The organism is Lachnoanaerobaculum sp. Marseille-Q4761, assembly GCF_017565785.1.
Taxonomy (GTDB): domain Bacteria; phylum Bacillota; class Clostridia; order Lachnospirales; family Lachnospiraceae; genus Lachnoanaerobaculum.
Genome location: NZ_JAGEKB010000002.1, coordinates 176,553 through 190,062 on the forward strand (window position 1 = coordinate 176,553; position 13,510 = coordinate 190,062).

Annotated in this window: 7 protein-coding genes; all 7 read right to left on the reverse strand. The window is 37.5% G+C overall.

What is annotated here, in order from left to right:
- Positions 1 to 14: 14 nt before the first annotated feature.
- The gene (locus J4O15_RS08095; protein ID WP_208100388.1) at positions 15 to 1,769 is read right to left on the reverse strand and encodes a glycoside hydrolase family 13 protein; all 1,755 of its coding nucleotides are present in this window, start codon (positions 1,767 to 1,769) and stop codon (positions 15 to 17) included.
- A gap of 12 nt (positions 1,770 to 1,781) precedes the next feature.
- Complete coding sequence (gene pulA, locus J4O15_RS08100; RefSeq protein WP_208100389.1) at positions 1,782 to 3,716, reverse strand: type I pullulanase; 1,935 nt, start codon at positions 3,714 to 3,716, stop codon at positions 1,782 to 1,784.
- 2 nt (positions 3,717 to 3,718) lie between these two features.
- Positions 3,719 to 4,591: a sugar ABC transporter permease gene (locus J4O15_RS08105; RefSeq protein WP_208100390.1), complete on the reverse strand. Its 873-nt coding sequence runs from the start codon at positions 4,589 to 4,591 to the stop codon at positions 3,719 to 3,721.
- Between the two features lie 2 nt (positions 4,592 to 4,593).
- On the reverse strand, positions 4,594 to 5,973 hold the full coding sequence (locus tag J4O15_RS08110; RefSeq protein ID WP_208100391.1) for a carbohydrate ABC transporter permease: 1,380 nt from the start codon (positions 5,971 to 5,973) through the stop codon (positions 4,594 to 4,596).
- Between the two features lie 12 nt (positions 5,974 to 5,985).
- Complete coding sequence (locus J4O15_RS08115; RefSeq protein ID WP_208100392.1) at positions 5,986 to 7,224, reverse strand: extracellular solute-binding protein; 1,239 nt, start codon at positions 7,222 to 7,224, stop codon at positions 5,986 to 5,988.
- Between the two features lie 356 nt (positions 7,225 to 7,580).
- Complete coding sequence (gene nifJ, locus J4O15_RS08120) at positions 7,581 to 11,108, reverse strand: pyruvate:ferredoxin (flavodoxin) oxidoreductase (RefSeq protein WP_208100393.1); 3,528 nt, start codon at positions 11,106 to 11,108, stop codon at positions 7,581 to 7,583.
- A 346-nt stretch (positions 11,109 to 11,454) separates the two neighbouring features.
- The gene (locus J4O15_RS08125) at positions 11,455 to 13,332 is read right to left on the reverse strand and encodes a fructose-1,6-bisphosphatase (RefSeq protein WP_208100394.1); all 1,878 of its coding nucleotides are present in this window, start codon (positions 13,330 to 13,332) and stop codon (positions 11,455 to 11,457) included.
- Positions 13,333 to 13,510: the final 178 nt, after the last annotated feature.

The following is a 13,510-nucleotide window of genomic DNA, read 5'->3' on the forward strand; positions in this document are numbered from 1 at the left end:
AGCATACTCCTTTTTTAAATCTTTCTTATTAAAGTTCCGTTTACACCAAGAATGCTTCCGTTAAACTTTTGTGAGAACAGTATCTCTCCTCCCTCATTTATTTTAACATCCGTATCTGATGCATTTAAAAGAACTTCTATTTTATTTCCCTCTTCATCTATTTTAACATATTCCAACAGTCTTTTATTTCCATATTTATGGGTAAAATGAAAATACGGACTTCTACACATTTTCTCTTTTTTTCTGAGTGTGATAAGACTTCTCATAGTCTCTATTTTTTCCTGATTTTCTTTACTTTCTATCTCACTCCATGGCATACATCTTCTGCAGTCGGGATCATGTGCACCTTCCATCGCTATCTCTGTTCCATAGTATATACATACACTACCGGGAAGTGTAAATAAAATTGCAAGCTGTTGATAGAACTTATCAAGGTCATGAAAGCGATTCATAAGCCTCTCTGTATCATGCGAATCCAGTAAATTAAACAGTACATCATTGTTCTGCTGCATATACATGGTATAGCAATTATTTATCATATATTCAAATTCTTCTTTTTTCATTGATTTATCAAGGAAAAAATCATGAATTCCACAAAGCAGCGGATAATTCATAACCGAATCATATTCATCTCCCTGAAGCCACTGACTTGCATCATGCCAGATTTCTCCAAGCAGATAAATATCAGGCTTTATATTTTTTAAATATTCTCTTATCTTTTTTAAAAATCTATGAGATACTTCATTTCCCACATCAAAGCGTATACCGTCTATATCGAAATCTAAAATCCAGTCCTCGCATATCTTGCAAAAATACCGTATCACTTCATCATTATTTGTATTGAGTTTCGGCATACTGTCGGTAAATGCAAAAGAATAAAATCTTCTGTCTCTGGTATCCGCTCTTTTTTTGATTTTCTCCCAATTTTCCACCATAAACCAGCCCGCATACTTTGAATTTTTGCCATTCTCCATTACATCCACCCATGGTGCAAACTTTCTTCCGCAATGATTAAATACTGCATCCACCATAATGCGAATACCCTTTTCATGTGCCTCTTTGCAGAGTGCTTTCATTATAGCAAAATCTCCAAAATCAGGATCTATCTTGGTGTAATCTATGGTGTCGTATTTATGGTTTGAATCGGATTCCATAATAGGGTTCAGATAAATACCTGTAATACCAAGTTCCTGTAAATATGATAATTTCTGACGAATCCCTTCAAGATTTCCTCCAAATTTTTCATAATTGGTCACTGTTCCGTGATTCCTCCATGGCGTAATATCCCCTCTGTTTTTTTCAGGCGTTCCGTTACAAAACCTGTCAGGAAAAATCTGATACCAGATAGTTTCATTTACCCATGACGGTGTACGGTTTATATCCGACGGATTTATCCATGGCATCATAAAACATTGCAACATACGCCCGTCCATATTAAACTGCCCTTTATTTAAAAAACCGTCTTCAAAATAATACCAAACCTCATCCTTTGTATGAATCTCAAAATAATATTTACATCTTTTATAAAACAAAAAAACTGTTGTTGTCCACCATATTTGATGTGAAAGATGTTTTTTATAAACAATCTCTTCTCTTTTTCCTGTCCATTTCTCTTTTCCCCCTGCTATACCTGCCTCAAAAGGGTCTCCATAGTGGATAAAAATACGCTCCACATCATATCCGGTCTTGATATTTATTACAAGACGGTCCTCATCCAAAGGATAACACATCTGCTGTGAAGTCTTATGGTATACAGCGGCAAATTCCATTTTTCTACTCCTTTATTTTTGACCAAGTATCAGCACACTCTGCGGTGCCACCTTTACCTGCTCACCTGCATTTATCATCTTTCCTGTACAAAAGCTCTCATTTTCATCACATAGAATTTCCATATTGCTCTCAAGAAACTCTCCTGCAAAGACTTTTTTGGATGCATTGTAAATCACCTTTACAAGATTCCATTTACCGGTTTTACCGTTATTTACACTAAAACCTACTACATCTTTTTGTTTCCACATATCTGTAATATTCTTATAGCTCTCCTTAGACTTATCACAAAGTCCGGGCAACTGTTTTCTAAGTGCTATAAGCCCACGGTAGTAAGAGACCAGTTCCTTATTTTCCCATGCCAGTTCCCAATCCAGTCTATTCAGTGAAATCGGAGCCTCAAATGTATTATCCTCTCCATTCTTTGTACGGGCAAACTCCTCTCCCGATAAAAAGAACAAAGTCCCCTGACAGGTCATATAGATTGCGGCAGCCATCTTATTTAAACGCATACATTCATCTTCCGGTACAGTCTCTTTTAACTTATCCCATAGAGTATGATTATCATGTGCCGAAACATAGGTAATAATCTGTGACGGTGCTTTGACATTCTTAAAACCTTTTGCATTATAAGGGTTAAAACACCATGCTGTAACACTTGCAAGCATAGCATCTTCCTTTCCCTTGGCACCGTTTATAAAACCTGCCTTTTTTGCAATAAGTGCCGAGCCCTTTATTCCGTCACGGGTACTGTCACAAAAAGCACCTATATTTTCATCCAAAAGCCCGATATTTTCTATATCGGCAAGTTTTTTTCCGCCCTCTATGGCAGTCTTATCTGCCGCCCAAGGTTCTCCGTAAATAATTATCTTGCCCTTTCCATATATTAAATCCAGCTCTTTTCGTATTCTATTCATCAAATCTACATCCAAAAGCCCCATCAAATCAAAGCGAAAACCGTCAATATGATACTCTCTTACCCAGTACAATACAGATTCCAAAATGTATTTTGCACACATTTCCCTCTCGCTTGCCACATCATTTCCGCAAGCCGAACCGTCGGAAATTTTTCCATCCGGAAATACCCTGTAAAAATACCATGGAGCGGTTCTTTGAAACCATGAATCCAGTGAATAGGTATGATTGTAAACCACATCCATAATAACTCCAAAACCTGCCTCATGGATTGATTGTATCATCTCCTTTGCTTCACGGATACGAACCTCGCCGTTTTTTGCATCGGTAGAATATGAGCCCTCGGGAATATTATAATTTATAGGAATATACCCCCAATTAAACTGCGCATCATCACCGGCTTCATCCACATCTCCAAAATGATACATAGGCATTATTTGAATATGTGTAACTCCAAGCTCCTTTAAATAATCAAGACCTGTAGGATGTATACCGTCATTATTTAAGCTTGTGTGCTTGCAGGTAAATGCCTTGTATTTTCCACGGTATTCCATCGGAAAGCCTCCGGATTTATCCCATGAAAATTCTTTTATGTGAAGTTCATATACAATTCTTTCTTCAGATTCCTTAGGTGAGTGATCATTTTCCCATCCTTTGGGATCTGTTTTCCTAAGATTTACAACCATACTGCGCTGTCCGTTTATACCACATCCTCTGGCATAAGGATCTGCTGAAAGTATCTCTTTATTATCCCTTGTAATCAGATAGTCATAGTATACACCGTGAAGTTCTTTATCACTATCCCAGCTCCAAACACCCTTATCTTCTTTTTTCATTTGAATCTGTCGGTATGCTTCACCGCCGTCACCTGCATTATATAGGTTTAAAAGAACACATTCCGCCCCCGGTGACCACAGGCGGAATGATGTTTTTTTCTCGTTACATTCTACACCGAGATCATTTCCATCATAAATAAAATTTTCACGAAACTCTTTTATAGAATAATAATTTTTTAATTTTAGTCTGTCTTCCATTTTTATCCTTTAACTGCACCTGATACACCGTCTACATAGTATCTTTGCATAAACAGGAACAAGATCGCAATCGGAATGGATATAAGTACCGCACCTGCCGCAAAGCTGGTATACCAGCTGTCAATATATTCTTTTTCAAGCATTTTCCAAAGCCCGATAGCAATTGTATACTGGTCGGAGTTTGCCCTGCATATAACCTTTGCAAAGATAAAATCAAGCCAAGGTGCCATAAACGAGGTCAAAACCGTATATACAATAATAGGCTTACTAAGAGGCAGTGTTATTTTGCTGAATATCTGCCATCTTGTACATCCGTCAAGAAGTGCCGCCTCATCAATTGCAAGAGGTATGGTATCGAAAAAACCCTTTGCAATTTGAAATCCCAGTCCCGCACCTCCGGAATAACATAAAATCAAAGCCAGCTTAATAAGACTTCCTTCTGTAAGCCCCATAGCCTTTAAAATAAAGTATACAGCGATCATAGACATAAATCCCGGGAAAAGTCCCAGAACCATTGCCATATTCATATATGGTTTTCTAAGTTTAAATTTTATTCTTGACAGGCAGTAGGAAACTGCAAGTACATAGAATGTAGATAAAATACATGAACAGATTGCAATAAATAATGTATTCCCAAACATCTGAGAAAAATTTAAAATTGTTGTGTCTGTAAATAACCTTTCATAATTTTTGGTTGTAAATGCTGCCGGTATAAAGGTTGATATATAGGACCCCTGCTCCTTGCGAAAACTTGTCATGATTACCCAAAAGATTGGAAAAAGCCATATTACAGCCAATATCGCAAGTACTATATGAACAATTATATTATTAATCATCTTTTTTTGGCTTGCAGATTGTAATTTCTTCTCTACCATAATTAGAATCCTCCTTCTTCTTTATAGGATTTGCTGTTTCTATATGTGAATAATGCACCGACTGCCAAAACAATAAATGTCATAATTCCTATAACCGCACCTATATTATAGTACTGCTTGTCAATTGTCAACTTATACAGCCATGTTACCAAAAGATCCGTTTTACCTGCTGTTGAAGAAAGATCTGTGACCGGATCTCCTCCCGATAAAAGATAAATAACATTAAAGTTATTTATATTTCCCGTAAAGGTTACAATCAGATAAGGTGTTGTAACATAGAGCATATACGGCAGAGTAATCTTTGTAAATGTCTGAACGGTATTTGCTCCGTCAACCTTTGCCGCCTCATATAATTCCTGTGGAATATTTTGAAGTACGCCTGTAAGTTGAAGTAATGTATATGGCACACCAACCCATATATTTATAATAATAACTGTCACCCTTGCCCATGTAGGATTTGTAAAGAACGGAAGGCTTGTATCCTCCGCAATCAATCCGACATTTCTAAGCAGCACATTTACCGCTCCCTCAGGCTGAAGCATGGTACGCATAATAAGAAGTGATACGAACATAGGTACAGCACATGAAAGTACAAAGCAGAATCTCCAAAATCCCTTTGCCCTTGTTCCCTTTCTGTTTATCAAAAGTGATAAAATCATTCCGAAGATATAATTACTGAAAGTCGCAAAAAATGCCCAGATAACAGTCCATCCGAGAACAGACCAGAAAGTACTTCCAAGAATACTTCCGGAGTCAAATAATGTTTTAAAATTATCAAGTCCCACCCAGTCAAATAAAACAAGATGGTTGTCAATACGGCTGTAGTTGGTGAATGCCATACAGATCATAAATACCAGTGGAAGTATGGTAAATACAAATACAAATCCTGTAGGCGGTACCATAAATAAGCGGTAGAGATTTTCATGTAACAGAGATTTTAAATCCTCCGAAAATGTATTTACATGCTTTCCTTCTTTATGAAGACATTCCGCTTTGTATGCACTTTTTAAAGCTCCTCTGCAAAAAAACACCATAAGTACGGTAATTAAGATTGCCATCACACCATAGAGCAAAATAAGAACCGACTGATCTCCCTTTGTATAAAGATAGATCTGCTTTGCCTGATCCCATACCTCTTCCTGCTCCACAGTTCCAAGTGTCCTAAGACCTGCAATAAATCTGATTCCGTTTACCGCCATAAATACTATATAGGCGATTTCTATTGCAAGATATAAAAGTCCTTTAATAATCTGTCCATGTACTATATTTCCAAGCCCCATCAAAACCATGGAAAGCTTTGTCTCCAATCCGCCCTCTTTTAATGCATTTTCACATGTATAAGGCGTTGGGAATTCATTAACTCTTTTTTTAAATAAGCTCATTCCATACACTCCTTAATTTATTCCGTTACTGTTCATTGCCGCATTCATCGCTTCTGTCTGCTCTTTTGCATTTTCATGTGTCACGCTCTTATTTCTAATTCCTTTACCCATATTTTCAATAGGTACCCATACATTGACCATAGCCGGTACGAATGGCTGAAGAATAGAGGTATTATTAAAGGTGTCATTTTGTGCCTTGACAAGAGCATCTGATGCAATATCCTTTTCTTCCAAAAGTTTTGTATTACATGGAATAACATTTCTCATTCTATAATGTTCTCTTTGAGCATCCATTCCGCTAAGATATACTGCAAGCTCAACCGCCTGTTCCATATATTTGCTGTGTGAATTAACACCTACTGCTTTTGAACCTGCATATGCATACATCTGCTTTTCCTGTCCGTTGATTTTATAAGTAGGAAGAGAGGCAACTCCCATATTATCCTTCAATATCTCTTTGATAGAATTGGCATCCCATGAACCGGTAAATATTGCATTTATACTTCTGTTACGAAGTCCTGCCATTCCTGAGCCGTCAGCATCAACTTTAAAATTTGGATTTGCCACAAGATCAATTATATAATTTGTGACATCCACAGCCTTTTGACCTTCAAAATCCACTCCCTTAGACTCATCTGTACCGTCTCCGAATAAGGTACATCCGTTTCCGAAATAGAATGACGGAAGATACCATGAATTGGCAAGCGGAAATGATACTTTGCCCTTTTCAAGCATTTTGTCAAGACTTTTTACATCATCTTCTGAGAATACCCTTTTATCATAAAACATATACCAGGTATTTGTTGTAAAAGGTATACCGTAAATTCCGTCATTTATCTTCACAGAGTTTAAAAGTTCCGGTGAGTTTGTAGACTCAATTATTTCCTTGTACTTTCCGCCAAATTTGGCTACAGCCTTTGCCTCTACAAGTGTCGTTATACGGTCATTTGCATACATAAATACATCGGCACTTGCCTCGGGATCCCGTGAAACCTGATCTGTTGCAGTTGCTTCATCCGCAACACCGTATACAAATGTAATATTCCACTCCGGATGTTCCTCTGCAAAATTATTGCACATTGTCTGAAGCCATTCGCCGCGTTCCTTTGCCTGATCTTCAGCCGGTGACCATACCATCAATCTGACATGCTCCGCTCCCATATTTGACTTGCCGCATCCGGTAAGTCCCGCCACAACCAAGGTTGTAGTAATGATTCCTGTCAGAAACGCTGCCGCCCCTTTTTTAATCATCTTTCTTCCTCCTCACTAAATATTTCACACTATTTATTAATATTACTATATAACTACTACTTTTTTTAGTCAATCAATTTTCACCTTTCTCTAAGTTTTCATTAAATTTGTATCATTTATTTCCGATCATTCACATAAATAATCATATATGATGCAAAAGTCGCATATATACTTCCTGTATAAATTCAGCATATTTAAGTAAGCACTTTATTATTTCTATATAAAAAATCGCCCAGATTTTTAATCTGAGCGATTCTATATACGGATATTTTATCAATACCCTTTAATCACAAATGTGATTTCCGTTTGTACACTAAATAGATTGTTGTCTATTAACTCTATATTATCAGCTTATATTATTTTGAATATAATGTTACAAGTCTCTCAAGATATGTAAATCTTTCCTTAGCATCCGCCTCATTCTTAACAAAGAGCTCAGCTGCTCTCTCAGGATCCTTGAGTGCAAGTGATGAGTAACGAACCTCACCCTTAAGGAACTCTTGGTAGTCTCCTGTAGGTGTCTTTGAATCAAGAGTAAATTTGTTCTCTGCATCAGGGTTAAATCTGAAGTTATGCCAGTAACCTGCCTCAACTGCAAGCTTCTCCTCTGTCATAGCCTTGCTCATACCCTTCTTGATACCATGAGCGATACATGGTGCATATGCAATGATAAGTGACGGACCCGGATAAGCCTCTGCCTCGGCAAGTGCCTTAACAGTCTGATTGTAATCGGCACCCATAGCTATCTGTGCTACATATACATAACCATAGCTCATTGCAATACTTGCAAGATCCTTTTTCTTTGTATCCTTACCGCCGGCAGCAAACTGTGCTACAGCACCTGTCTTTGTTGACTTTGAGCTCTGTCCACCTGTATTTGAATAAACCTCTGTATCAAATACCATGATGTTTACATCCTTACCGCTTGCGATTACATGGTCAAGACCTCCGAAACCGATATCATAAGCCCAACCGTCACCACCGAAGATCCACTGGCTCTTCTTTGATAAGAATTCCTTATTATCTAAGATTTCCTTAGCTTCAGCTGTATTTAAGTTCTCAAGTACGGCTACAAGATTGTCTGTTGCAGTTCCATTGAGTGCACCTACAGTGAATGTATCAAGATATTCCTTAGCTGCCGCCTTAAGCTCATCCGAACCGTTCTCGGCAATAGCCTCTACCTTTGATCTAAGTCCCTTTCTGATAGCCTCATTTGCAAGGAACATACCGTAACCGAACTCGGCATTGTCCTCGAACAAAGAGTTGGACCAAGCAGGACCATGTCCCTTGTCATTTACTGTATATGGTGTTGAAGGTGATGAGTTACCCCAGATTGATGAACAACCTGTAGCGTTTGCGATATACATTCTGTCACCAAAGAGCTGTGTGATAAGTCTTGCATAAGGTGTCTCACCACAACCTGCACAAGCGCCTGAGAACTCAAGTAAAGGCTTCTTGTACTGTGAACCCTTAACTGTTGTCTCCTTAAACTTGGCAATAACCTCAGCCTTCTCAGGTGTAGCTGTTGCATAATCAAACCACTTCTGTCTATGTACATTCTCCGGCATACTCTCCATAACAAGAGCCTTCTCGCCCTTCTTACCCGGACATACATTAGCACAAGAACCGCAACCTGTACAGTCAAGTGCTGATACGGCTACTGTAAACTTGTAATTCGGCATACCTGTCATTGGAAGTACACTCATTCCCTCAGGAGCATTCTTTGCCTCATCCTCTGTAAGAGCAACTGTTCTGATAACAGCATGAGGACATACATATGAACAGAATCCACACTGTATACAGTTATCACTGTTCCAGATAGGCATATTTACGGCAACACCACGCTTCTCATATGCAGCTGTACCTACAGGTGTTGTACCGTCTACATAGTCAACGAATGCAGATACAGGAAGGTTATTACCCTCTTGCGCACTTACAGCTGTCTGGATAGTATTTGCAAACTTGATTGCGTCCTCTCTACCCTCTGTATGTACCACATAGTCAAGTCCCTCATCCTTTGCATCAGCCCAGCTTGCAGGAACCTCTACCTTATGAACATTCTTAGCACCCTCTTCGATAGCTGCCCAGTTCTTCTTAACTACATCCTCACCTTTTCTTCCGTAAGTCTTCTCAGCCGCCTTCTTCATAAGGTCAATAGCCTGCTCCTCAGGAATAATTGCTGAAAGCTTAAAGAATGCTGACTGAAGAATTGTGTTAATTCTTGTTGGTCCCATACCTGTAGCTATACCGATCTTTACACCGTCAATTGTGTAGAAGTTGATATTATGATCTGCAATATACTTCTTAACCTGTCCGGGGATATGCTCTTCAAGCTCTGCATCCGACCATGTACAGTTAAGTAAGAATGTACCGCCGTCAACAAGCTCCTGTACCATATTATACTTTCTGATATATGCAGGGTTATGACATGCTACGAAGTTTGCCTTACGAATAAGATATGTTGACTTAATAGGCTTCTTACCGAAACGCAAGTGGCTCATTGTAATACCACCTGACTTCTTTGAGTCATAATCAAAATATGCCTGCGCATACAAATCTGTGTTATCACCGATAATCTTGATAGAGTTCTTATTTGCACCTACAGTACCGTCAGCACCGAGTCCCCAGAACTTACAGTTTGTAGTTCCCTCAGGTGTTGTAACAATAGCAGGTCCAGGATCAAGTGAAAGATGTGTAACATCATCATTGATACCGATAGTAAATCTCTTCTTCTCTGTGTTTTTGAATGTTGCAACGATCTGAGCAGGTGTTGTATCCTTTGAACCAAGACCGTAACGACCGCTGAATACAGGAACAGCATCAAACTTTGTTCCCTTAAGTGCTGCAACAACATCAAGCCAAAGCGGCTCACCAAGTGAACCGGGCTCCTTTGTTCTGTCAAGAACCTGAATTCTCTTAACGCTGTCAGGTATAGCATTTACAAGTGCCTCTGCACTGAACGGTCTGTAAAGTCTAACCTTAACAACTCCGACCTTCTCACCCTTTTTCGCAAGGTAATCAATTGTCTCTTCTATTGTATCATTAACTGAACCCATAGCTATGATAACAGACTCTGCATTAGCATCACCATAGTAGTTAAATAATTTATAATCTGTACCGATCTTAGCATTAACCTTGTCCATATATTCCTGAACAATTGCAGGTAATGCATCATAATATGGATTGCTTGCTTCTCTTGCCTGGAAGAAAATATCAGGGTTCTGTGCTGAACCTCTCTCTACAGGACGATTTGGATTAAGCGCATTCTTTCTGAAAGCTGCTATAGCATCCATATCAGCCATTTCCTTAAGATCTTCATAATCCCAAGCTTCAATCTTTTGAATCTCATGTGATGTTCTGAATCCGTCAAAGAAGTTTATGAATGGAACTTTACCCTTTAATGCTGATAAATGTGAAACAGGTGTCAAGTCCATAACTTCCTGAACTGATGATGCACAAAGCATTGCAGCACCTGTCTGACGACAAGCGTAAACATCTGAATGATCTCCGAAGATACTGAGCGCATGTGTAGCAACTGCACGAGCTGAAACATTGATAACAGCCGGAAGCTGCTCTCCCGCTATCTTGTAGATATTCGGAATCATAAGAAGAAGACCCTGTGAAGCTGTATATGTTGTAGTCAAAGCTCCGGCTGAAAGAGAACCATGAACTGCACCTGCAGCACCTGCCTCTGATTGCATTTCTGTTACTTGAACAGTCTGGCCGAAAATATTCTTTCTACCCTCTGTTGCCCACTCGTCGGTGTGCTCTGCCATGACAGATGATGGTGTTATCGGATATATTGCAGCAACATCTGTATAAGCATATGATGCATGAGCAGCTGCCTGATTACCATCCATGGTCTTCATTTTTCTGTTAGCCATTTAATTCCTCCTACTAAATAATTATTTATAAAAATTATAAAATTAGTTTTTCGTCTCTCATTATACCAATTTAAAAAATATTTGCAAATAATTATGCTCTCATTTTGTGTATTATTCTTCGTACAATACCGCTTGTACCTATTTTAAAACAATAAAACCCTTAATAAGACATTGTTAGATATATATTTTAAGTAAATATAACTATTTTTATACTTAAAAATTAACAAAGTATACTGTTAATATTTATAGCCGGGCAGATAAAAATTTACTCTGCCCGGCTATAATTTACTTTGAAATTTTATATAATTTTAATATCTACCTCCCTGATTAAACAATATATCATTAACTATAACTTGCGATAATTCTCAAGCAATTTCTTCAAGTCCGATATATCTTCCAATAATTTTTTACCGATATCCGTATCCTTTACAAACATTCTGTAAGTATCTTTTTCCACTATTTCGGATTCTGATTTGATATCGGTATTATTTATCAAAACATCTTCCACCGAGGTGAAAGGTGTGTGAGCTTTAAGCCTTAATCCATGCGAATTAAATATCAATGTATAGCCTGCAATACCTGTGGTTTTATTCATTGCACGACAAAATCCTCCGTCAATAACAAAAAGCCTTCCGTTTGCTCTGATAGGAGCCTCTCCGTCAATTGCATGAACAGGTGTGTGTCCGTTTATTATATGAGAATGTGCATCATATAGACCAAATTCATGAAGTATCTGTGAGCAAAAGCTTTCATCATAATATCTGCTGTAATAAGGATTGGATTTTTCATGCCAAAAACTCTTATCCTCTATATAATCCCTTTCAAAAGTCTTTAATTTCCTGCCACATAAAGGAGATTTTTCACCTCCCCATAAAAACCACATAAAATCAACATCATCCATATTCGGATTGTCAACATAGGCGGCTCTTGCTTTTACCTCACATATATCAAGTAATGCCTTTCCATGATAGTATCTTCCATTGATAAGCAACATATCAAATATACCGTTTTCATCCACCGGTACACAGCCGTGATAAATAAGATTTCTATTATAGACATTATACATACTGCCCTTATCATATAAAAACTTTATATGATTATTAAGTCTTTGACCTGAAACAAAACTTCTGTGAAGTTTTAATACTATTTCATTTTCTTCCTCGGTAAGCTCATAAGGATTATTTATATCCAGTGTAGGGAAAAGTGTAGTTTTTAATACCGCCTCTTTTCCGTCAATTTTTACTATACCCTTTTCTTTATCAATATGTTCTAAAAGCAATCTGTCATCCATACCATATTCCGGATGCCTTTTTATAAGCTGCCCTTCCAGTTTAAATAAAATAACTTTTATTGCCGCAAGTGCAGCCTTTATGCCGTCATTAATTCCATATTTTGACATACCGAAAAGAATAAGCGGCCTTAAGCTGATACCGTATGCATTTTCCAAAATCTCTACATTGCCGTATTTTAAATTATTGCGTATAACATTACAAATACATGCATCATTTCCGCATACCGCACCCATCCACAAAATATCATGATTTCCCCATTCAATATCCAGTGAATGATAATCCAGTAATAAGTCAATTATTTTATCAGCTTTTCCTCCTCTGTCAAAAATATCTCCCACTATATGAAGATGATCCACCGCAAGCCTTTTTATAAGTGCAGATAGCGCAATTATAAATTCATCCGCATCATCCAGATCAATAATTGTTTGAAGAATATGCTTATGATAGCTTACTTTATTGGTATCCTCATTTTTTTGTGCATGCAAAAGCTCATCTATAATATAAGCATAATCCTCCGGCAGGGCTTTTCTTACTTTTGACCTTGTGTACTTTGATGATAAAAGTTTTGCAAGCATTATAAGATAATTTAATGTCATTGAATACCAATCATCATCAATCCTTCCATGCTCAGAAAGAATTGTCATTTTTTCTCTCGGATAGTATATAAGGGTACATAATTCCTGTCTGTCAAACTCTGACAGGGTATTTTCAAAAATCAAATCAACTTTTTCCTTTATAACTCCGGAGCAATTATTCATTATATGCAAAAAGGCATCATATTCGCCATGTATATCACTTAAAAAAAATTCAGTGCCCTTTGGTAAATTTGTTATTGCAGATAAATTGATAATTTCTCTAATTACAGACTGACTTGTAGAATAGTTTTGCTTCAAAAGTTTTAAATATTTTACATTTTCTTTTTCCTTATTCATGAATTTTACCCCACCATTATTATAATTTTAAAAAATAGTTTCAGCATCTATGTAATTTACTACAAGTTTAGCATTATAATTTGTTCTAAGTCAATACAGCTATATGCACATATAAAAATGTTAATTATTTTCTAATAAAAAACCGTGTAGATTGTAATTTATCTACACGGTTTTATGT